Source organism: Paenibacillus sp. FSL R7-0313, from assembly GCF_037969885.1.
Lineage (GTDB): Bacteria > Bacillota > Bacilli > Paenibacillales > Paenibacillaceae > Paenibacillus.
The window spans coordinates 6,404,619-6,428,189 of record NZ_CP150219.1; the positions used below are offsets into that span (position 1 = coordinate 6,404,619).

21 protein-coding genes are annotated in these 23,571 nt (G+C 39.8%); 4 read left to right on the forward strand and 17 right to left on the reverse strand.

The window, feature by feature from the left end:
- Nucleotide 1: 1 nt before the first annotated feature.
- Together NSQ38_RS28015 and NSQ38_RS28020 are read right to left on the reverse strand one after the other, a co-directional pair.
- Entirely contained in the window at nt 2–496 is a 495-nt protein-coding gene (locus NSQ38_RS28015; protein ID WP_339785269.1) for an NUDIX domain-containing protein, read from the reverse strand.
- On the reverse strand, nt 493–891 hold the full coding sequence (locus NSQ38_RS28020; RefSeq protein ID WP_047842123.1) for a helix-turn-helix domain-containing protein: 399 nt from the start codon (nt 889–891) through the stop codon (nt 493–495). The genes NSQ38_RS28015 and NSQ38_RS28020 overlap by 4 nt, the downstream gene beginning before the upstream one ends.
- Before the next feature lie 246 nt (nt 892–1,137).
- Between NSQ38_RS28020 and NSQ38_RS28025 the strand changes: the two genes are divergently transcribed.
- Nucleotides 1,138–1,725 (forward strand): NAD(P)H oxidoreductase, encoded by a 588-nt coding sequence (locus tag NSQ38_RS28025; RefSeq protein WP_339790737.1) that lies wholly within the window; start codon nt 1,138–1,140, stop codon nt 1,723–1,725.
- Between the two features lie 66 nt (nt 1,726–1,791).
- Here the strand turns inward: NSQ38_RS28025 and NSQ38_RS28030 are convergent, their stop codons facing one another.
- From NSQ38_RS28030 to NSQ38_RS28045, 4 genes are all read right to left on the reverse strand, one after another.
- Nucleotides 1,792–2,433, reverse strand: coding sequence for a FusB/FusC family EF-G-binding protein (locus NSQ38_RS28030; RefSeq protein WP_339785272.1), 642 nt, complete (start codon nt 2,431–2,433; stop codon nt 1,792–1,794).
- Nucleotides 2,434–2,756: 323 nt separating this feature from the next.
- Nucleotides 2,757–3,761, reverse strand: a complete 1,005-nt coding sequence (locus NSQ38_RS28035) for a TIR domain-containing protein (protein ID WP_339785274.1) — start codon at nt 3,759–3,761, stop codon at nt 2,757–2,759.
- Nucleotides 3,762–4,827: 1,066 nt separating this feature from the next.
- Nucleotides 4,828–5,700 (reverse strand): carbohydrate ABC transporter permease, encoded by an 873-nt coding sequence (locus NSQ38_RS28040; protein WP_047842119.1) that lies wholly within the window; start codon nt 5,698–5,700, stop codon nt 4,828–4,830.
- Between the two features lie 16 nt (nt 5,701–5,716).
- Nucleotides 5,717–6,574, reverse strand: a complete 858-nt coding sequence (locus NSQ38_RS28045; protein ID WP_175623691.1) for an ABC transporter permease subunit — start codon at nt 6,572–6,574, stop codon at nt 5,717–5,719.
- Nucleotides 6,575–6,849: 275 nt separating this feature from the next.
- Between NSQ38_RS28045 and NSQ38_RS28050 the strand changes: the two genes are divergently transcribed.
- The 3 genes from NSQ38_RS28050 to NSQ38_RS28060 all read left to right on the forward strand — a co-directional run bounded on the left by NSQ38_RS28050 (nt 6,850) and on the right by NSQ38_RS28060 (nt 12,480).
- Entirely contained in the window at nt 6,850–8,664 is a 1,815-nt protein-coding gene (locus NSQ38_RS28050; protein WP_339785276.1) for a histidine kinase, read from the forward strand.
- Between the two features lie 208 nt (nt 8,665–8,872).
- On the forward strand, nt 8,873–10,483 hold the full coding sequence (locus NSQ38_RS28055) for a response regulator (RefSeq protein ID WP_339785279.1): 1,611 nt from the start codon (nt 8,873–8,875) through the stop codon (nt 10,481–10,483).
- A 317-nt stretch (nt 10,484–10,800) separates the two neighbouring features.
- Entirely contained in the window at nt 10,801–12,480 is a 1,680-nt protein-coding gene (locus NSQ38_RS28060) for an ABC transporter substrate-binding protein (RefSeq protein ID WP_339785281.1), read from the forward strand.
- Nucleotides 12,481–12,583: 103 nt separating this feature from the next.
- Here the strand turns inward: NSQ38_RS28060 and NSQ38_RS28065 are convergent, their stop codons facing one another.
- From NSQ38_RS28065 to NSQ38_RS28115, 11 genes are all read right to left on the reverse strand, one after another.
- Nucleotides 12,584–12,910: a hypothetical protein gene (locus NSQ38_RS28065; protein WP_339785284.1), complete on the reverse strand. Its 327-nt coding sequence runs from the start codon at nt 12,908–12,910 to the stop codon at nt 12,584–12,586.
- A gap of 20 nt (nt 12,911–12,930) precedes the next feature.
- Nucleotides 12,931–13,131, reverse strand: coding sequence for an aspartyl-phosphate phosphatase Spo0E family protein (locus tag NSQ38_RS28070; protein ID WP_339785286.1), 201 nt, complete (start codon nt 13,129–13,131; stop codon nt 12,931–12,933).
- A 418-nt stretch (nt 13,132–13,549) separates the two neighbouring features.
- Nucleotides 13,550–16,222 carry an SMC family ATPase gene (locus NSQ38_RS28075; RefSeq protein ID WP_339785288.1) on the reverse strand — a complete coding sequence of 891 codons (2,673 nt, stop codon included), beginning with the start codon at nt 16,220–16,222 and terminating at the stop codon, nt 13,550–13,552.
- Nucleotides 16,197–16,748, reverse strand: a complete 552-nt coding sequence (locus NSQ38_RS28080; protein ID WP_339785291.1) for an ABC-three component system middle component 1 — start codon at nt 16,746–16,748, stop codon at nt 16,197–16,199. Before NSQ38_RS28080 ends, NSQ38_RS28075 begins: the two co-directional genes overlap by 26 nt.
- The gene (locus tag NSQ38_RS28085) at nt 16,748–18,400 is read right to left on the reverse strand and encodes a dsDNA nuclease domain-containing protein (RefSeq protein WP_339785294.1); all 1,653 of its coding nucleotides are present in this window, start codon (nt 18,398–18,400) and stop codon (nt 16,748–16,750) included. Before NSQ38_RS28085 ends, NSQ38_RS28080 begins: the two co-directional genes overlap by 1 nt.
- A 118-nt stretch (nt 18,401–18,518) precedes the next feature.
- Complete coding sequence (locus NSQ38_RS28090) at nt 18,519–19,262, reverse strand: hypothetical protein (protein WP_339785297.1); 744 nt, start codon at nt 19,260–19,262, stop codon at nt 18,519–18,521.
- A gap of 165 nt (nt 19,263–19,427) precedes the next feature.
- Complete coding sequence (locus NSQ38_RS28095) at nt 19,428–20,423, reverse strand: hypothetical protein (RefSeq protein ID WP_339785300.1); 996 nt, start codon at nt 20,421–20,423, stop codon at nt 19,428–19,430.
- A 456-nt stretch (nt 20,424–20,879) separates the two neighbouring features.
- A complete protein-coding gene (locus NSQ38_RS28100; protein WP_339785303.1) occupies nt 20,880–21,191 on the reverse strand; it encodes a hypothetical protein in 312 nt (103 codons plus the stop codon).
- A 12-nt stretch (nt 21,192–21,203) separates the two neighbouring features.
- Nucleotides 21,204–22,442 (reverse strand): WXG100 family type VII secretion target, encoded by a 1,239-nt coding sequence (locus NSQ38_RS28105; protein ID WP_339785306.1) that lies wholly within the window; start codon nt 22,440–22,442, stop codon nt 21,204–21,206.
- Between the two features lie 308 nt (nt 22,443–22,750).
- A complete protein-coding gene (locus tag NSQ38_RS28110; RefSeq protein ID WP_339785309.1) occupies nt 22,751–22,972 on the reverse strand; it encodes a hypothetical protein in 222 nt (73 codons plus the stop codon).
- Between the two features lie 108 nt (nt 22,973–23,080).
- Nucleotides 23,081–23,539 (reverse strand): hypothetical protein, encoded by a 459-nt coding sequence (locus NSQ38_RS28115; RefSeq protein WP_339785312.1) that lies wholly within the window; start codon nt 23,537–23,539, stop codon nt 23,081–23,083.
- Nucleotides 23,540–23,571 lie beyond the last annotated feature (32 nt).

Consider the following 23,571-nt stretch of genomic DNA (forward strand, 5'->3'; position numbering starts at 1 on the left):
CCTAATTATTCTCTCCATTAATCCGAAGCCACTCGGAAGGGACTTTTCTGGCAAAATGTTTTTCAACAAAATCCAAAATGTTATCAATCCCAGGCAATGCTGCATTTTCTTTTGCTTCGTCAAACGTCATCCATTGGTACTCGGTATGTTCATGATTTAACCGGACAGGCTGGCGTTCATCCACGTATCCTACGAATACGGGAGCGGTATAGATATACTCCTCCATGGGTGAATAATATTGTTCGAATTGATTGGCAGAATACAACCGGACTTTCGTAATACCTGTTTCCTCGTGAACTTCTCTGAGTGCAGCTTCCCAAGCCTTCTCGCCCTTTTCTATCCCGCCGCCAACATAACACCACTCATTATGCAACATACGACCAGCCCGCTTCAGCATCAGTACACGGTATTGATCGAGGCTTTTCTTCAACAGAACTACAGCCACGCCTTCACAACGAATAGGGACTACCTGTTTCACGTGCTCTGTACCATTCAATTTCTCGCCCCCTTCTCTTCAGAATCGAAGTCCTCCAAAACTTTAAACTTATCTCCGTGGATTTTATCAAGATGCTCTTCTCCCCAATAACATAGATGATCCAGGGCAGGCTTGAGTCCCCAGCCGTAGTCCGTCAACTCATATTCCACTTTGGGAGGAACCTCCGAATATACCTTGCGCTGTACAATCTCGTCCTTTTCCAGACCTCTGAGCTGTGTTGTCAGCATCTTCTGCGTAATGTCCGGTATCAATCTTCGAAGCTCCGACGTGCGTTTCCGTCCGGTCATCAAATGATAAATAATCAAAGGTTTCCACTTCCCGCCCATCACTTCCAAGGCCGCTTCCACGCCAACTTTATATTTCTTTGTAGCGTTTGTGTCTTCATGTTCCGTCATTTTGAACCCCTCCATAATCAGGCTGTATCCCAAGTGAAAATATAATCTTCATGCTGCTCTTTTTTCCATTATTTAAGCCCATTTCGAGGCATCCATTCAGGGTACTTTAATGTTCCTATGGCACTTCATTCTTCCTATAGAACATCAAAGTGCGTACTTCCAGATGTTTTCATACCTGTTTATAATAGCATCAGCCACTGATTTATGGCTACAAGACTGCAATCCAGAAAGGTAGTGAACGTTAAGATGAACGTACTCGTTGTAGTATCCCACCCGCGAAAAGATTCCTTGACCTTCCAGGTAGCTCAACGTTTTGCACAGGGGCTTACCGAGGCTGGTCACAGTTATGAGATATTGGATTTGCATGGGATTGGATTCGACCCGATTCTTCGTGAGATGGATGAACCAGACTATACCCAAGAAAATCAGGTCTTCTCGCTTGAGGTTGAAACCGAGATGAAGCGATTGAAGAAACACGATGCTGTGGCTTTTGTGTTTCCTCTCTGGTGGTGGCATCTACCAGCTATGCTGAAAGGTTATGTGGATCGTGTCATGAATAACGGATTTGCCTATGGCGCGAACAAGCTCCCTCATCAGCAGATATTGTGGATCGCTCTTTCGGGTGTGACGGAAGAACAGATGCACAAGCGCAACTATGGTCAATCAATCGCCAATTTGCTCAATGTGGGTATTGCCGATTACTGCGGCGTGTCCCAATCAAGGGTTGAGTTTTTATATGAAACGTTGGAATCCAAGCCTGAGCATTATGAGGCATTACTGAATCATGCACATCACTTGGGACTGAACTATGCCAACGATATTCCGACTCCATGATCGTATTACGGCTTGAACACGGCAAAAAGGTCGCTCCGTAGAGCGACCCTGTCTGTGTGTCTTGCATTATTTTACTGTCGAGAGAAGAAACTTCTCCAGCATGGTGATGTCGGTAATACTATGGTTGCAAGCTGTGTTATCCGTGCATACGTACTGAGCAATGGAAGAAAAGTTGTCTGGCGAATGAGCCTTGGTCTTCACGTTGAAGAATCCAAGCTCCTGATGACGATGACAGAACATGCAGTACCCTTTTTTGTTCGTGGGTGTAATCCGTCCCTCAATACCAAGAAATCTGCCTTCATACGGGTACACGATGAACAAACGACTTGTCGCAATGTCAGTCCATCTCAGATAGGTGGTGTGTGCGTAATCGATGGATTCGAGATCAGGCACTTTAAGCTTTTTGGCCTTCGGAAACAGCTTTTGGATCTGCTTCGCTGATACTTGCGGATATGGAATCAGATATGATTCGAGCTGGTTCAGATACGTCTGCAATTCATGTGTCGTCTCATACGTGGATAACTGCTCCAACAGTTGCTTCTGCTCCGGAGTGAGTTCATCGAAGATGCTCACCGCATTTGTGCCGACCGTATAACGGACGGTTTCCAATACTTTTGGATCTACAACCGAGCGTAGCGTTTTCAGCAGGAAATCAGCTTGTTTTTGAATATAATTAAATTGATGATTCTGAATAAATGGTGTTAGCATGGCGTTCAGCCCCTTATTTTTATTGGAAGAACAAATAAGGTGCAAAGCCTGCGGGATGTAACATTATGTTGATATTGATTTCAGGGCAACAATCTCATTTTTGTCGCGCCCTACACAAAGTCCGCCCCTATTCAGGCTTTGCGTAAGGCTTTCTAGCGAACGAGCAATCCGGCATCATCCATATTGCCACGTCATAACCCCCAATGCAGTAGATATATCGAAATTATATCAGGGATGGAGGTGAGTGGGCAATATTTCAGCGCTCAGACTACTCGATGCAAATGGAGGACTTATATATATTTCTTCAACTTTTCTATTATGTTTTATTCTGAATCAAATAACCCTTTTTCAGCCTCTCTAATTTCTAATTTTTCGCAAATTAGCTCCAAAACTTCTTCCTTTGTAGTTTTTCTAAAATCAATGTAGCCCGTTGTTTCCAGTATTCCTGGAATAATGGTATCATCAAGTTTTAGTGGCAAAATATATTCACTACTATTTCTAAAGGCTCGTGCTTGGGCAGCTCTGCGCTCATGATTCGTCCACTGTTTCTTGGCGTAATGTTCTGAAATTAGCATTAAACAAAATCTTCCCTTATAGGTGTATATATCATTTAGATGCGTGTAGAGATCTTTTCCCCAAAGATCAGATTTGCTGTACTCATCGTAGAAAATTCTATAGTGTTTTTTGGTTAGTTCATCAGCGAAATATTTTGCGTGTTCTCTGTCTTCTCCCGCAAAAGAAATTACCATGTCATAGTGTCCATTAAGGTACTTCCGTATAAATTCAAATTTCACCCAAAGAGATTCATCGTATATTGGCACAAGGTGGGCTAGAGTATGAAAGAGTGTGCAGAAGCGTTCGTCTATGTAATCACCATTTGAAAAAATAGGATGAATTTGATCATGATAATCAAGAATTGAAAATAAGAGTTCCCTTTCACTTAAGACTTTTGAATTATTTTTTTCCAATATCTCAAAAGCTTTTCTTATAATGTTTGTCCTACTATCACCAACACTTTCGGTTAAACTTGAATAAAAATCCTCTCCTACAGCATAACCATCGAAAGAGTCAAAATCTTTGAAGTTATTTTCCAGTAGTTGAATAGCCTTCTTGTAATCACCACCACCTGCTTGAATTGCATCTTGTAATTGAGGATATCGTTTGATAAGTGGGAGTAGTAAGTAATGATAAAATGGATATTTATCATTTTCATAACATAGACACTCGAATTCCAAAAAAATATCTACAACACTTCGAGAGACAATTATACCTCTACTCTGAAAAAAATCATTTAAATCTTTCATCATTAACTCCGGTGTAATCTCCATACAGACCCCCATCTCATATTTTCTAATTAATATTATAGTAAGCCGATTAAGTACCCATACTTAAACACTTTTTGGGACTACCTAGTACCACTCCTTTTTTTGTATATTTATAACTCTGTTGAAACAAGTATACGAGTTCCTGTTCAAGTCAAATAAGTAAACGCTTCTTGGGTATTTTTTATTACTAGGATCATCTGACAAAACCAAAGTTGTAGCACTTAGCGAATATAGTACATATAAGTACCTTTCATGGATATGTTTTGGAGTAGGAGATATTACATAATGCCATTTTCTCCTACTTATTCCTTGAAGATATAAATTAGATCTTAATAGAAAATAAGTTAAAAGACAAAATAGAATAACACTGTTTACTATATTCCCGATAAGGCCATCTTTCATTAGAAACTTATGTATTACTACTGAGAAAACAAGTATATTAAGAAAAAATACACAAAACAAAAAAGAGTCTGTCACTTTTGCTGATAATTTAAACTCTGCATCCCTATGTTTGTCTTTTATTTTTTTGTATAGGTACAGAACTATTATGATAAATAAACTTATAAAATACAAAATGAACATACAATTTATTGCTAAATCAATATATTTAATATTCTTTAATTTTTCAAAAATAACTACAAAAAGAGCTGAATACGCCATTAAAACAACAAAAATGAGAGTAAATAAAAAAGTATTATGTAAGTATATTTGATGTTTCAACAAGAATAACTTATCAAATTCATTAGCAGTAAATGTCTTAATGATAAAGTGAATAAAATAGATTAAAGTCGTGCTTAATAATACCTTTAATAAAATATCCATTATTAACCTCCATACTCTAAATTCCCTTATATTAGCTAAACAATTTGTAATCAATGTCATCGGTAACTTAAGTAAGTCTTTTTTTACTTTCAAATAATCCCCCTTTCAAATTTCATCAAAAATAATTACGAATAAAGAAGAAATCACTTCAATTATAATAGTTTCAAACAAAAAAAGAAGCCACCTCCCTGGCCTTCCCCAGTTCAGTGACTTCTTTTTCAAACCCTATTCTAACCCCTACATTCAACTACTCCTTAACAGCACCAACCACAATCCCCGTTACAAAATAACGTTGCAGGAACGGATACACAAGCAGGATCGGCAGCGCGCTGATAAAGATCTGCGAAGCCCGAATCGTCCGTTGGGACAGGTTCTTCACCGCTTCTGGATCAAGCTTCGACATATCGGCCTGCACGATGATCGTCTGCATGAATGTCGCGAGTGGCAGCTTCTCCGCATCACGGATGTAGATAATCCCGTCAAAGTACGCGTTCCAATGCCCAACCATCATGAAGAGAGAAACCGTTGCAATAACAGGTACGGAGACAGGCAGATAGATTTTGATAAACGTCTGCAAGTGACCTGCGCCATCGATAAATGCAGCTTCCTCCAAATCTTTGGGAACGGTACGGAAGAAGTTCAGCAACAGAATAATGTTAAACACCGCAACCAATCCTGGCAGGATCAAGGCCAGCAATGTGTTCATCAGTCCCAGCTTCAGAATCAGGATATACCCCGGAATGAGGCCACCGCTGAACAGCATCGTGATGACAAAATACCACAGATAGATGTTACGTGCGCGGAACACCCGCGTCTCTTTGGAAAGCGCATAGGCTGCAAGCGTATTAACAATTAACGCAAGTCCAGTACCGAGTACCGTCCGCTCCACAGATACCCATAAGGAGGAGAGGAAGTTTGTATTGGCAAATGTCTTCGCATACGCCTCCAGTGTGAATCCAATTGGCCAGAACGTGACGAGACCAGCATTTGCAGGTGCGGATGCGCTAAGTGATACCATGAGCAAGTGATACAAAGGCAGCAAGCAGAGCAGTGAAAGGATGGTCAGGAACACATTGTTGAATATGCTGAATATGCGGTAAGGCATCGTTTTATGGTACATTCGTTTGTCATCCTTTCTAGAAAATTCGATATCCGGCGAATCGGTAAGCCAGTCGGTACGAGATCACAATCAGGATCAGGCTGATGACCGACTTGAACAGATTCACAGCGGTAGCGAAACTGAACTGCCCACTTAACAGACCTTCTCTATACACAAACGTATCGATAATATCACCTTGTTGGTAAATTAACGGACTATATAAGTTAAAGATTTGGTCAAAGTTGGCGTTGAGTACATTACCCAGTGCCAGTGTTGCGATTACAATCCCAATGGGAATCAGTGCCGGAATGGTAATATACATCGTTTGCTTCCAGCGTCCTGCTCCATCCACTTCAGCTGCTTCATAAAGTGCAGGGTTAATGCCGGACAGTGCCGCGAGGAAGATAATTGTGTTGAAACCAAACTCTTTCCAGACATCACTCGCAATAATCGTGAACCGGAACCAGCTTCCATCCCCCAGGAAGAAGATCGGCTTGATACCAAATACGGATACCAGGAACTGATTGACAATACCCGTCTGGGCCAGAATGTCGATCAGGATGCCTGACAACGTAACCCAGGACAGAAAGTGAGGAAGATACACCAGCGTCTGAATTGTTCTTTTCAGTGCCATCTTCCGTACCTCGTTAAGCAATAAGGCAAAGATAAACGGAATGATCAGATTCATGACGATCTTCGTACAGGCAAAAAATAGCGTGTTCCACGTAATTTGCAGGAAATAATCATTTTCCCACATATACCTAAAGTGCTTCAGTCCTACCCATTCGGAATTGAAAAATCCCAGTGCAGGTTTATAATCCTGAAATGCCATCAAAATCCCGGACATCGGAATGTATGAAAATATAAAGACCATAATAGCCGCCGGCAACACCATGAAGTGCAGAATCCATGGCTGTTTGTAGCGTTTTTTTCTCTTTTTATCCAGCTTGTTCCCAACGTTTGCCTGCGGGATCCGCTTACCCTCCAATTTAGCCTCCATAGCGCTTCTCCTGTTCCCAAAAAAAGTTTTTGTGTGTGATCGGGTTCTCTGATATAAATAGTATCAAGCCGTTCTGAGGTCTGACTATATAACATTGTTAGGCTTGATAGTGTTTTGTTAGGGTATCATCGGAAGAGGTTGTTTACACACGAATTAGAAGGAGACTTTTCATGCATATATGGAAGCGCTTAATGCCTTTTCAAGGTACTACCAGATCCCGATTCAGTCTTTTTGCCAAAATAAACTTGTTAATTGTGGTCTTGTTCATCCCCATTCTGATCATGTACACCTATTCGAATAACGTCACCTATGATGTCGTCAGCAAAGAACTGCAGATCTCCAACACCAAACAGCTCACGTTTCTGTCCAGTCAGATCGACTCACGCATCAATCAGATGATGGATTTCAGCCTGATTCTCTCCCGAGATCCCAATGTCAGAGCATTCAACGGCCTTAATATGTGGGATGATCGATATGACCGGATGCAGACCCGTTATGTGATACAAGAGAAGATGACGCTGCAAACCGGCGTTACGGATATATGGCCTACTCGATATGCGGTGTATTCACAGCAGAATAAGGATGTCATAGCCAACTACAACCAAACGACAGGATATGATGAGGCGTATTTGAAAAAAAATATGAGTGGACGATGGACCTATGGGGATCAGGGAGCCGCATCACAGGACGAACTAAATTCCTTCTATTGGTTTTATACCGATTCCTTGGCACAGCCGGGGATGCTCACAGGAAGTAATCTGGTGATTGAAGCGAGCTTCAGTTATGAGAATATTCAAAATATGCTGGATACGTATAAAGCGGGCGGACAAGGCGATCCTTTCTTGTATCACAAAGGAAATTCACCCATTCTCAATCGCAGCGCGGACAAGCAATTATCCGCAGAACTCATTCAGTATCTGAATACGCATTCCCCGGAAGATACCACCCAAGATGTCGTGAATCTGAACGGGAAGAACTATCTGGTTAGCTCTGTGAAGTCCACTTATCTGGATTGGCATCTGGTGGACGTGATCCCGCTGTATCAGATTTTGAAACCCATCTCGCTGAGTCAGAATCTGTTCTACACCTGTATGATATTGCTGTTGGTGGTGGGCATCTCTGCTTCAATCCTGCTGTACCGGAATGTGCAATATCCGATTAAAAAGCTAATTAAAGGCTTACGCCGCGTAGAGCAAGGGGATTATTCTGTCCGACTGCATAGCAAAAACCAGAATGAGTTCTCATTCCTGTTCCGCCGATTCAACGATATGTCCCATCAGATTCAGGATCTGATCGAGAATGTATTCCATGAGAAAATTAGAGCCAGGGAAGCTACGCTGAAGCAATTACAAGCGCAGATCAATCCGCATTTCCTATATAATTGTCTAGGTTATATCATCAACATGGCTCAGATGAAGGACGAGCAAGCCGTGGTCTCCATGGCGCATAACCTAAGTGCGTATTATCGCTACACCACCCGTATGGAACGGGAGACGTCGTCGCTACAAGAAGAGATCAAGCTGCTGATCAACTATCTGGATATCCAGAAGCTGCGCAATGGTCGCATTGAGTATCACATCGATATCCCTGAGGATATGCTCTCCCAGTCGGTGCCACGATTAATGCTTCAGCCGATGGTTGAGAATTCCGTAATTCACGGCGTGGCGAAGTCCTATTCTTCCGGGGAAATCCGAATTACCGGAGAGCGATTGAATGGTTTTGGCAGAATATACATCGACGACGATGGTCCTGGCCTCAGCCCAGAACAGTACGAAGCGCTGAACTTGAAGATGCAAGAACCTTTACAAGAAGAAATGGGCTGCGGCCTTTGGAATACGCACCAACGAATCACGCACCTGTTCGGCAGTCACTCCTACCTCCTATTCGGCCCATCCCCACTTGGCGGATTCCGAACCGAAATCATCTGGGAGATACCAAAAGAGGACACAGATTCCGATAAAGGTAATACCGATAATATACGTTGACTATTTGATTTTGAACGAACCATTTACACGTGAACGTAGAGGACAGAAAAAACCTGAAGAAGCAAAGCGTTCGCCTTTCAAGCACCATTTTAACCTTATAATCATTTAAGTCAGAAAATGGGGCTTGAACAGCGATCGGAAGGTTGTTCTGTCATCGGAGTGGCAAGTGTAAATATGCCTTAGTTCAACCACCAAGGGAGACATTATAATGCACATGATGATCGTAGACGATGAAGCACACTGGGTCGATAACCTGTCCATGACCAAGCCCTGGCACACGCTGGGGATCGAACATGTGCACAAAGCATACTCGGCACACGAAGCACTACAAATGATCGACACCCACCCCATCGATATCGTAATCTCGGACATCCAGATGCCTGAAATGACAGGTATTGAACTGATCGAACGCATCCGCATCCGGGACAAAAAAATAAAATGTATCCTGTTATCCGGGTATTCCGAATTTGATTACGCCAAAAAAGCCATCCAGTTCGAAGCCGTAGACTATCTGCTGAAGCCGCCCACAGACGATGAACTAATGGGCGCTGTCCAGAAGGCCATAGATCAATTGAACAACGAATGGGAACTTGTCAGTTCACTGACACGAACACAGTTTACGTTGCGAGAGAATCTCCCCCATTTGCGAGGACGACTGCTCCTAGGGGCGTTGCAGGGACAACGAATCGCCGCTGCGGAATGGGATCGGAAACTTGCCAATTACGCTCTGCCCTTACATACCGGGGATGCCGCATTAATGCTGGTTCGTTTGGAAGAAGAATTCGGACACTATGACAGCAATGATCAGACCCTGATCGAATATGCCATCATCAACATGGCGGAAGAGATTATGGGTGAGTTTATGGAAGTGTGGGGCGTCAAGGAGGAGCACGGATATCTGGTGTTTTTACTTCAGTTGAAAGAACGGAAAAGCGATATTGGGAAAGAAACCATTCTGGAGAAGCTGTCCATTCAGCTTCAATCCAAAGTAAAACAATTTCTGAAAGGCTCCCTCTCCATCGTTATCACCGAGTGGTTCACCTTTCCGGATCAGCTTTACGATCGTTTCCGTCAGGCTTCCGCCTATTTCCGGCAGATTGTTGGAGACGAGCGCGAATTTGTCATGCGCGTCAGCGATGTCGAGACACCTGCGGCACAAGGTCCCTTGGATGTCCTTTACACCCCGCCCACCTTTATTAGTTTGCTAGAGAGCGGACAGTGGGATGCTGCCGAAGAGAAAATCCTCGCGGTCTGCGCTGAGCTGGATGAAAAATGGTCGGAATCCTGGGAGCACTGCATGGAGGCAGGTTTTCTTATTACGGCTTCGTTCACCAATATCGCCCACCGGAACAAGCTGACTCTGACTACTTTAATGGGAAATGATGTCGAGGATTTGCAAAGTGGGGAAGTTTTCGCTACCATCAGCAAATTGCGGAAATGGTCGCTCAGTGTGCTTGGCAAACTCAAGGAAGGCACGTCTAACGAGATCAAGGACATCCGTTCCGAGTATGTGAAGAAGATTCAGGATTTTACAGATAAGAACCTGCATCTGGATGTGTCTTTGCGTGTACTGGCCGACCATGTCAATCTGCACCCGACCCACCTGTCCAAAATCTATAAGATCGAAACGGGTGAAGGCATCAGTGATTATATCTCGCGCCTGCGTATGGATCGGGCCTGCCACAAACTGGTCACGACCACCAAAAAAGTGTATGAAATCAGCATGGAGATTGGTTATATGGACCCGGCTTATTTTATCAAAGTGTTCAAGCGCCAGTTCGGCGTTACGCCGCAAGAGTACCGAGACCAGCACAAATAACATACTGAAAAACGTTCTTTTGGAACATTCACTAATAGAGTCCTATCGAAACTAACAAACTCATATAGATGCCCTCCCGCCCAAATTGGTACAGTTACATTGTAGAGGTTGTTCAAAAAGTCCGCTTTTGATTACGAAGGATGCCTAGCGGCATCATCAGCATCGAATATGGAATTCAGCCGAAATGTCCGTTGCTCACGTAGCTCTATCTACGCTCCGCTACTCCATTTCTAGCTTCATCCCATCTTCTCGGTACTGAAAACCGGCCTTTTTGAACACGCATTTGTAAAGATCATACACCGTAGGGGGATTGAACAATGATCAAATTAAAAACATGGTGGTCACTGCTCATGGTTATCGCGCTCATCACGATCACTGCGTGCGGCAGTGGCGAGACAGCCAGTGACAATGGTAGCGATAATACGCCGGGAACTGTCGGCTCAGCTGAAGCAGAAGCTGCTTTTGCCAAAGGAAAATATGACCCACCCATCGAGTTCAGTTCGGTTTTGATGCCGAAGAAATACGTGCAAGGAGATACCAAAGAAAATAACGTGCACGATCGCTGGATGCTCGAAACGCTGGGTATGAAGCATAAAGATACCTGGTATCCGGCCAATGACGATCAATACAGACAAAAGCTGCAACTGGCTATCGCCTCTGGCGAGAAGCTGCCTGATTTCGTAACGGTACCCACCAATGCGGTACTGACTAATCAGCTGATCGACTCCGGTCAATTCATCGCCATCGATGAGTTGTTCGACAAGTACGCGAGTCAGACCCTGAAAGATCACGCCGCAGCACATCCTGAACTGTGGTATCCGTTCACCAAGGACGGCAAGAAATACAACATGCCGATCATGGAGTACACCGATAACGATGATACACTGCTCTGGCTCCGCGAGGACTGGATGGAGAAGCTGAACCTGGAAGCTCCGAAAACCATCGCAGACCTTGAGAACATCATGGACAAATTCAAAAACGAGAACCCGGATGGTCTGTCTCCAGACAAAGTATTCCCGCTGGCAATCTCGCTGAAAAATAACACCAACACCTGGATGGGTCAACTCGACTGGTTGTTCGGTGCATACGGTACAATCGAGGAGCAATGGAACAAAGACGCGAACGGCAATCTCGAGTACGGCTCCGTTAACCCGGGTGCCAAACAAGCCCTTGCCAAGCTGGCTGAATGGATGGATAAAGGTTATATCCACGCTGACTCCGCTCTGTGGGACGAAGGCAAATCCGCTGAAAGCTGGACAGCGGGCAAAGCGGGAATTCTGCCTGGCGCAAACTGGGTACCGGACTGGCCTGCACCCGACCTGCTGAAGAACGTACCTGGCTCAAAGTATAAAGCTTACCCTGTTCCAGCTGGCCCAGACGGCAAGATCGGTACGAAATGGCAGAACTCTGGTGTCAACGCAAGTATCATGATCAACAAGGATGCGAAGCATCCAGAAGCCATCTTCCTGTACTACAACTACTTGCTCGATAACCTGGCTAACCCGGCTGCGGGCAGTGAGTATGAATACGGCTTCGCCAAAGGTTACGACTGGGATATCATTGACGGACAACCGACCAGTGACAAAGAGAAGATCAAAGACTTCTCCAACGAATTCCCTTTCCTGACCGGCCCAGCACGTATCCCGGATCTGTACATGAAAACACTCGTGAAGCTGGCCAACGGCGAGAAGCCTGAAACACCTTACGAGAAACAAATGGCCGAGTTCCGCAAACCGGAAAACTGGTATGCAGGTAAAGTGGTTATGTCCCAGATCGACATCCGTAAACAAAACCATTTTACTGGCGCAGCCACACCAACCATGGTGTCCAAATGGAACCTGCTCCGCCAGTCCGAGATGGAAACCTTCAACAAAATCATCTACGGCAATCTGCCAATTGATGCCTTTGACCAATTCGTCGCCAACTGGAAATCCAACGGCGGAGATCAAATCACTCAAGAAGTGAATGATTGGTTTAAGTCGGTAAGTGGGAAGTAAGATTTGGATTTTGGAAAAGTAGAGAATTAGAAAACAGCCGAAGCGGTAAGTTACACGCTTCGGCTGTTTTTTTCAGGTAGAGATTAGGGTCGCTCCCCCTGACTTATGGGTTCGCGTTAATGGACTGATCAGCCTTTGCATTTGTCTCCTCAAACATCGACTGGCCCAACAAGGAAACTGTGAGCTGAATGCCGTCCCTCAGTCCTTGCATGTACAACCGCTCATTCTCTATCCCTTTGGTGACAATGTATCGACTCTCCCACTCAGCATATTCAGGTGTCTGCTCGACATCTTTGCTAGCTAACAAAGCTTCGAACGCTTCGTCTGTTTCCCCACGTACACGATTAAGTTCAGGATCATGTTCGATTTGGGCAGATACTTCATCTAGCCTTGCCTGAATCACTCGTTGCAACCACGATGGAAAAACCAATGCTTCTCCTCCCCTACGCATTATGTACTCTCACTCCATCGTACCCCTCGGCTATGTTTCGCCTTTATTTCACTAACTCGTGCCACCAATTCGTCCATCCTTCGGCTCTGTTCCTGAACCTCAGGGTTCTCCCACAACGGAATCGCTTGCTTCAAGGATGCCTCACCAAGCTGATTAAGCTTGCGCCGTTCCTCTTCCAATAAGTCAAGCAACCGGCTCATACATCCACCTCTCTGATGGGTCTAAACTGCGCCATGTCTTGTTAATGGTAAACACGGTAACTTTAAGGCGATGGCTACTGACAGGAAGTTCATTTCTCTTCTTATTCGAATTGTAATATAAAATATGATCGTTATAATGCGGATATCGAATAAAATCTAAAAACATTAATTAGATAATGGCATTGAGTGCGCTTCTTGTATAAGCATATAATAGTCGGGTTATACCTCAATTGTTTGACTCTCACACAAATTAATAAAATTGTGAATTGGTCTAAAATAAAGTGTTTAGAAAAACATCATGAAGGCTACGTTCTGTGGATCCGCCGTTTTTTTTCAATTAATGATATCGTATGACTCCAAATTCAACGGATTTACTAACACTACTTATATGATTTGTTAGATGTGTATTTTAATATCATTAATATAGAATATGCTGAATTTTATTCTGAACAAGGAACGGGCTTGTAAAGTTAAAAACCTGCATATCTTCTTTTTTATGTTCATTCTTTTTCAAGAATAGTTTCACAAAGTCTAAATCATGTGTAGAAAAAATAATTTGCTTATCCAGCTGACCTAACACATCACAAATGGAATACTGATTTACATCATCCATATTTTGAATAGGATCATCAATTGCAATAAAGTCAAGAGCATTAATATTTTGAGCTTCATTAATTGCCAAAAAAATAGAGATTGCCAGGACGTTTAGTTGCCCAGAACTCAATATATTTTGTGCATTATTTTCTTCAAAACCATCCTCGAAAACAACTTTAATAGACAATTTTTCATCTGCTCCGTCGAACTGAATCAGATTGTTAGATGGAAGTGGATTCAGATACCTGTAGTACTTTTGTATAGGAGAATTATTGTCGTTTAAATAATCCCTTGTGTCTGAATCGAAGAAGTCAAATAACTGCATAATATATTTCTTTAAAGAATCAGCAATCTGATCAATTTCAGTTTTCTTGTTATCAAGATCCTCAATTGTTTTTTTGACTTCTTGAATTTGATTTTGAATTTCCTGATTGTGCTTAATTGTATATTGCACTTGACTTACATCTGTCAGTCTGCTTATCTTTCGTTCATTACTGGAAATCAAATCTTTATTTTTAGAAATTAACGATTGGAGTGGAATATCGTACTGTTCCGGGTTTAGAAATGGATGTAGACGCTTTAAAATAATTTGGTTATCCTGAATATCAGAGTACAGTTGTTTAATATTGCTCTCAATTTGGTTCTGATGCTTTACTATTTTGCCACTCGCCCTTCTCATTCGTTGAATCGACTGTTCTATCTCATTCTCCGTTTTTATTATCTTTGAAGAAGTTTCATTTCCAAAATCCTTCAATTCATCTTTTAGTTTTTCAAGTGAAATTTTCAATTCAATGTTTTTTTGCTGCAAGATAATTTCTTCTCTCACCTTGCTTAACTCATCGTTTAATTCAGAAACCGCAGCTTGACTTAGCTCTTCAGAAAACAAATCGTTATTTCTGTAGGTATTGTACTCCTCTTTCAAACGTTCCAATTCTAAATTCATTTTTGTGATGTTACTGTTCGTTTCGTTTATTCTCTCATCCGTTTTAGCCAACTTATTCGAGATCTTACTTCTTAATGAAATAGCTTTACTAACGTAAGAAGTATCCTCTTCTAACTTTGTTGTATATGAAAGAATGTTATGATCAATGCAAGTCTCCAAGTTTTCTTCGGGGATAGAAGAGCATACTGGGCATCTCTCCAAGTTATTTACAGCGACATAACCTTTTATATCTTTTATGTTTGCAATAAGTTGAAGAAGTAAATTGTCCTTGTTTTCTTGTATAACCAGAGATAGTTTTTTCGTCAAATTAACTAACTTTTCTTTTCTTCTTCTAAGAGTAGCTTCCATTTTTATAGAAAGTTTCCTGTTAGCTGGTAGGTTTTTTTGTTGCTCTAAATTTTGTGCGATTGTAGGTTGGAAAGACAGCACAAATTCTAAGGAAGAGGCCTTCATTCTAGTAACATTTAGTTTCTCCCTGACCTTATCTAAGCCCACAGAATTCATGTCGTATAAGGCTAACTCTTGTTCCTTTTCTTGAATGGTTTTTCGCGTTTGATTGTACTTCTGAATATTCTCCCTTTCTTTTATAAGGGAATCCGTTCTCTGGTTTATTCTCTTCAATAATTCTTTTACTTCTTCCCCTCGGGTCTTCAAATTTTCATGAATTGATTCTTTTTCTGAAATTTGATTTACAATAATTCTCACTGTTTCAAAACGCTCTAAATTTATCTCTTCGTAAAGTTCTAAAAACTTCTCGGCATTAACCTTATCTGAAAGTGCCTGCTTGTGAGATTCATTAATTTGAGTATCTATATTACTATCAAACTCTTTAAAACCAATATCGAGTAGCTTCTTATTAAACTCAAAAATATTGACTTCCTTTTTCACCTCCTCCTTTCCCTTCATTGAATTCTCCTGAGAGGTAATTTTATTACTTATAGCCTCAGATTGCTTGATCAAAGACGTGTGTATTTTTTTCATATTATCTGACTCATTTAGTAAGGCCCTGAATCCCATAATATCCGCCAGCGCTCTGAATCGTTCAGAAGGTTCTTCCGATGTAACAAAATCCGCGACCTGGCTTTGCGATAATATAAATGTCTGTTTAATAAGTTGTCCATAACTGCCGCGTCCAAAGCTTGTCTGATCTAAAGTTCCTTGTTTCAAGAATGTTTCAACGTCCACTTGTCCCCGATAAGATTTTCCATCGCTACTATTTAAGACAACCTTCGTATTTCCATAGTCGTTTCCATGTCCATTTCCAGTAACACTGAACCAACGAGTTAATGTGTTTCCATCAAATTCAATAGAAACTGATAAAACCTCATTCTCTTGGAATTTACAACGTTTATTAAAAATGTCCCTTTTTATTTCTGCATCAGTGCCATACATACGCGAAATCTTACTTGTAAAGCACCATTCAATGGCATCAAAAAAAGAGCTTTTTCCAAACCCATTATCTCCATGCAGAATGGTTATTTTTCTCGTCAAATCAAATGAAACTTCTCCATAATAGTTCCTAAAATTTTTAAGAGTTATTTTGTCTATTTTCATAGCGCAGCTCCACCATCTTTAGTATTTTATTCATAAGTGCATTTACCTGATCAACAGTCAATTTATTCTGTCTTCCGTCACTCTCTTGAAGAAAATGAATGATTTCTTTCAGGTACTCATTTCCATCTCCCAAATCCACATCGTTCTTAGTTGGCTTTTTTATCTCTCTATATTCGTCTAAAAAAGGAACACGGTTCAGATCTAATTCACTACAAATAGCGTATTTGCGTAACGACTTAGTATCACGTTCGATCTTATAGTTTGTTTCGAAATCAATTTCATCATCTACACAGAATAAAACATATGTATTCCAGATATTCTCCTTACCTTCCATTAATATAGATCTTAAATCCACTGAAAATGTTTTTATTAAACTTAACTCTTCTTCATAGTGAAGTTTTTTTAATACCACATTATTTATAGATGACTTATAAAATGAGGCACCCAAAGCTTCAATTTCTTTACTGTAGTACACGCCAAAACCATTATCAAGCAATCGGTTATGTGTTGTGTTAAAAATATCCATCAGCTCACCTCACTGCAGTACTTTTCCCAAATCTCTTGCATTTTATCTCGAAAACAATCTTGCTCATTCAAAGCTTCTAAAAAGTCTAATTTCATCTCTACTCCTGGAATGATGTCAACAAGATACGTAACCTTATTAAGAGGTTGCTCATCATCAAATCCTTCTACTTGAATGTCTGAGGAGCTTTTTATTTCATGACGAACGGTCCCCGTAAAAGTTCTATCTGTATAATTTTGAAATACTATCCTTAGCGTTTTATCCAACATATTTATATGATCATTTGTGTCTGATTGTTGAATGATTGATTCAAGTTTCTGTATACCTGCTTGTAAGTTATTTCTTGATTCCAAACTTAAAAAAGAGAATAGCAGGTTAGATACCGTACATTTTTTTGTTAGTAAACTATTCGAATCAGTGAATTCAAGAAAGGAGTCTTTGACAATCATCATAATGAAAACAATATTGAAAAAATCAAGCATTTTTTGCTCCCTATTTAATTCCTGTAAGTTAGCGTAAGCAGAGCTTTTAATTGTGCCATCCACATATCGCTCGATTAAAGCCCTGATGTTTCCTCCATTATCAATCCATTGTTTTAGATAATCACGATAGGTGTATAATTTATCTTTAAATGCAGATGCGTGCGCGCAGGTTTCAATTTCACTCACTATGGAATCAATAGTTTTAGAAACAGCTGACATATTTCCATGTTTCTCAGAAGTATGCTCCACCGAGTCTAAGCACCTTGCTCTAATTTCATCCAAAATCGCCCCCAATTTCTCCCTAGTGATAAGTAACCTTTCTGTATTATCTCTGTATGTACATCTCGTGCATAAGTGACCAATTAAAGTGTTTAAATCGTTGGGGTGAACCCTCACCCTATCCCCAACATCACGGAATAACCACTCACTAAGTTTCATACACAAGTGATCCTCAAACACCTCTAATTTATGAAGACTCGTACCCGTATGCATATAGAATCTTCTTAAAAGTTCCTCGGGTTTCTCTCCACATTTTATTTCATAATCATAACGTTCTCCATTTTTATCACAAGCGGGAGCACTAAGTTTTAATAGCAAATGATCCGTATTGGCTATATCCATATCGTAATTAGAGTTTCCTGTATACACATCAAAATCAAAACCCTTAGTTTTTATATAATGGTAACTTGAATATAATTGGAACTGCGTGATGTACCCGTCTTTCTGTTGGAGCAGTTCTGCTTTAGAAACCAACTTATCTATCCAACTGTTGTTTTTCTTTTCTATTCTACCTGCAATGGGTGCACGATAGTACAAACCCGACGCAGGACTAGAAGTAGCCTCTATTATTACTTTCTCGCTGGTTTTAACTTGAATGAACCTTATTAAGTTATCTTTCCCAACCACGATGTCATCGAGGTGCTCTATAAATATGTAATCCCATTTGCCATTGAGCATATCTATCATATACTCAATTGCGACTAAAAATTGATAATGAAATCCCGATATTGCAACAATTCCTCCCGTTTCTTCGGGTGCAATTTTTGAAATTAAAGCAGCTATATCATTACTAGACTTACCTAACACATTCTCTTGTAGGAATGCCACATTTTTGGCGTTCTTATCTTCCTTGTTGTCAATATAGTACTGGATTATTTCTTCTAATTTATCCATAATAAAGTAAACTCCTCAAATATTATAATCATCTCGTAATTGTATTTCTTTTTCTGTTAATATCTTTATAATTTTAGGACTCACCTAGATATTGTATCATTGAAAAGAGGAACCAGTTCTAACACTCAATTTTAAAATATTTAATCAATTTCTCTTCTTTAGGATAGTAAATATATAAAGGTAAATCTAAAGAAGATCTGGTTGATAATGTACTAAATACATGCCTTTCATCATCCAGCATAAATTCAAATTTAAGGAATTTTAATTCTTCATTAATTTTGGAAGATTCAATTGACTCAATTTGATATATTTTTTTCTTCGGTTTGCTAAGATTTCTATATACAATACTATATAGTTGAAAAAGAGAAAGAACAAAAAACGTACAACCCATATAGACAAACAAAAGTTCTGAATTTTGATGATCAATTAATAATTGATTCATTTCCTTGTATAATACAGTAAAAATAAGAGCCATTAGTGATACAATTGATATAAAGTTACCTAAAACACTAAAATCAATTAATTTTTTTTTATCACTCATATCTTTCCAATTATTAACAATCAACATAACTAATACTGTAATTCCTGTAGCAATTACTATAACTAAATCAATAATAAAAAGAATATTGATAACTTGATCCGAAAGAGGAGATTTAATAAATCCCGGAACAGATATTCCCGCTGTAACTATAAATGAAAGTACAACAAGTTCGTAAAACCCTTCCCAATGTTTCTTAATATTTGGTGTTAGAATTATTTCAATAATTGATTTGTTCATAGTAGTAATCATAAATCTTGCAATAGCAATTGCAGCAACAATCAGTGGCATAATTTTTATCATTACATCAATGAAATCCCACATGATATTCCTCCTTCATAAATAAACTCCATAGAAAATCTCATTGTTCATCAACCCAACTGGTTTTTATGTCGAAATGTCTCCTTATCTCTTCATTCAGACCAAAGCTCAATGAAATCTCTTTCTCTGTAGTAAAATGTATTAGAGTGTAACAAACTTAGATTACTCTTACAAAATATTAAAGATCTTTGATCTTCTTAGTTTTGAATCTAAATCTACTTCTATTGTTAACGCCTGCTCTAATAGGAACTGTTCTTTACACGATTGAATAATTTTCATTCCAACTTTTGTGAAATTCTCGATAATAACTTGGTTAACATCAAGTTTCATCATTTGAATAATCGCAAATTTTATGATTCCTGTTAAATCTTGTCTACCGGATAATCGTTTCAACCAATACACAACTTGAGCTGTATTAGATGATAATGCCTGTCCATCATAGGTTACAAATAATTCTTTCACATGAGTTATCTTTGCTCTCAGTTCTATGTAACTGTTAAATTGTTTTATTAATCCTTCTGGTAATCTAATAGTCATCCCATTGGCGCAAAAAGAGCCCAAACTTTTGTTATAAGATGTTTGTGGTATTTTTATAATTTCTCTATAAGGAATGCCCGTTAATAAAATTAACTTAATGATCAATGCTGCTGTTGTCATATTCATCTCCTTACTTCTTTTTATTCCGGTAGTAGGAATATCTAAAGCTAAATCACATTCTTCAATTAAATCTTTCACTTCATGATAAGTTAATGGATCATAAGATGCAGATTTATCAAGCAAAGTACATTCAGCTATGTATAGGTTAACTTTATTTCTAAAGGATTCTTCTGTGTAAGCTGGTGCTCCTAACTCTTGAATAAATCCAGTGTTACTGACATATCCAGTAGTAACAACATATAAAAGAAACTCTTTCACTGCCGAAACGTACCTCTGAACTGTGGACATTTTCTTTATGTTATTTTGCTTAATGTAAAAATCTATGCTTTTAATAATTGTGTCGGTATTTATTCCCTTTACAAATTCAGTTATGTTGTTATCTGTTACATCAATGGACTTTAGATACGCATTAAAAACAATGAGATCTTTATAATATCCTCTTGGTCTAGAAGCACTCTCACCATCTTTAAGAAGCAAAAAATCAGATACTGTTTCTTCAAAATTCATTTGTTATGATTCCTTTCAGTTATGTTGTGGATCATCTAATTTACAAACATACTGTATTTACCTGACTACATACATAATAACCCATATTGTGGTATATGCGAAGGGAAACATCTATGTCTCAGGAACTAAAATTAGTTCTTATTCCCTAACCACTTAATAATCAGCTAACACTGGTAGCGCTGAATCTTTTTATTGTTCAAAAAGTGTAGGCTTGGTATTACACTTTTCCTAATGACTAAGTAAATCTTAGTACAATTACTTTTAATGCGTAGAATTTCTTTTCCTAAGTAACTTGTACAGCCAGCTATCTAAATAAAAAGGAAGTCCCTTCTTCATCCCATAGGGAATCAGACGACTTCCGATGCTTTCTGAATATATAGGATGTAATGAAGTAGAGATGGGCACAGCAAATTCAATAACAAACCGCTACTCCTTAGCATCTTTACCCAAGCTGCACTATTGATCAATTTGTCCTGATGAATTACAGTAGACAATTGAACCAGCAGATATTTCGTCTGGGGATATACTATTACCCAAACATATACCGATATTTTTTTTACCGGCTATAGAATGGTTAATTTGAGTAGAAACAACTTCAAACACTTGCTCCTCCCCATCCGTTTTTTTGATAATAATCTGGTCACCGATCATCTCTTTGATTGTTGACGGAGTTAGTTCATCCAACTCTTCATTGGCTCCCATGACGATGGTTCCGAATTCCGGTGTATCGAAGACTAACCCCACGCCAAACAGCATTTTAGTTTCCATTCTGTGTCCTCCTTATCTCTGATCTATGAATAGCTCGCCTTTGACATCTCTCACCCTGAGATCAGCATTACGAAGTCTAACTATCGCATCTCTTAATAAAGCATATCGTTCAGTAGAATCTAATTCAGGAGCAAACCTTGCTGCCCGGATACTTGCCTGAGCCTCATCAAGAGCATAGTTTCTTTTGATGACTTTAGGAGGAAGATCATAAAGTGAGAACGCTCTACCTGCAATAGAAGATTCATAATGTCCAACGATCTCGTGAGCTAGTGTAGCATTCATTGAAATGCGTGTATTCGCACTCAAAGTCCCTACTCCCGGGGCTGCTGCTGGTAAGACATCCGTATTGATGACCAAGCGATTATACATCATGCCTGTATTCCAGGTATCATAATAACCAGGTTGTGCGATTAAGATATTTTCTTCGGGGAAATCAAGCTTGTTCAAGTAACTCTTTATCTCAATCTTTTGGTTATCCGTCAGCGGAAGCTCATTGCGTTGTCCGTCACTTAAAATCTGTCTAAAATCCACTGCACCCTCATATTTGACAGGGGTATCGATATGCAGCTTAGGTTTGAAAACAGAGCTGACGCCTAATACCATACTACCCGTACCAAGCATACTTGCCCAATGTTCACTTGACCAAGCATTTGTAGGTAAAACGGCTTCTCTAATCGTTCCATGGACTCCAAATGTCAACCAGTTCAGTGTGTCTTGAGGCGACTCAAAAGCTTTGTCAGCTCGATCAACATACCCGTTTACGAGTCCACTCGGAATACCAAATGTCCAGTAATCCAGAAATCCGCCTACACTATCATATCTCTTCTTATATCGGTCGTCTGCCGATTGTATAAATGCTTGTCCTAGCTCTTTTAAACTATCTACAGACTTCTCAACTGCATTACGATCGTCTATACCTTCCTGTGGGCCACAAGCATTCGGTGGGGGTGGTGGTAAACAGTTCATGTCTACTTGCCCTTCCGACCCGTGATCAGCTTGGAGAAATCTTTCTCCATGGTTATGTAACACAGTTGATATTGAACTCATGAGTGTGACAACTTCAGTCATAACAAGCTGTGACTTCTTGAAATCATAGTAGAACCTTTCTCTAGTACTCCCATCCCAGTTCGCTTCAATATCAGTCATGCTTCGCAGAAGACTTTCATTCATGTGTTGAAGAGTAGTATAAGCTGTAGAGAACTGTTTACTAATTGTAAAAAGTTGCTCTGGCGTAACCATAATTCTCGTCATAGAATACCTCACACCTACTAAAGAAATATTTAGTTTCTGAATTCAGGGAATATCTGGATTTTACTGTTCATTTATTACCTGTGTCAAATAATGCAGCAATAAGCCACTGAACAATCTGAACTAGAGCCCTTTTCTCAAATGCAATTACACTCCATTCAGGAGAGAGGTCAAAGAATTTCACCTTTCCAATTAACGATGTTTATTTCTTTATCTTTCAAGAGGCACCAATCAATAATTTCACCTATCAATTTTGGCGTTATGATCTCATAGCTCCATTGTGGTGTTAATACTCTTCTGTATCCTATATATTATAACGACCAGCCCTCGAATTCTTCTCCGATGATGACTATAAATGGGATCTTATTCTTAATACTTTGTTGTCCCACTTCATAAGTGACGATTAACCTCTTATCCTCAGAAACGATATGTAATTTGATTATCCCTTCATCGTCTATATCCGGTTCAACATACCAATAAAATAATCGATTGGAGCGAACGATTTTACGTTTATATTTTTTTCTTACGCCCATAACTCACCTCACATATTCTTTTTTCTCTGTATGCAGTACTTCAACAGTTTGCCCATCCACATGAACACTTTGTTATCCGATGTTGATGGGCCTTATGATTCATTCATTTTATTGCTTGGTTATTCTTTCTTTATTGCCTAATATGACATCATGAATTTCATCATATAATTGTAAATCTATAAATTCTTCATGAATCCATAGTCCTTCCTCAACATCTCCTCCCCCCATACCTCCACCAATTCCGTCACCAGGAAAGTGTTTTTCGAAATATAATCCTTGGCCTTCTCCCTCATTACAGTCCCATGCAATGGTATCTAAATCTTTTAATAGAGTATGTAATGTCTCTTCACTGCAGTTTACTAGTTTCATAGGGCAAGACAAATAGATTTGTCCTCCATCATCACCTTCCATAATTACATATGCATCTGGAGTATCTGCAGCTTTCTCAAAACTGTCTATAAATTGATTGCTCGGTAATCCATTTGCTTCATTAAGCATATGTCGAACAGGGCTATGGTGCTCTAGAATTACACCCATCTGATTGTTATCATCTTTTTTTCTTTCCATAAAGATACACCTCTTTGTTAAGTATGTTTTCT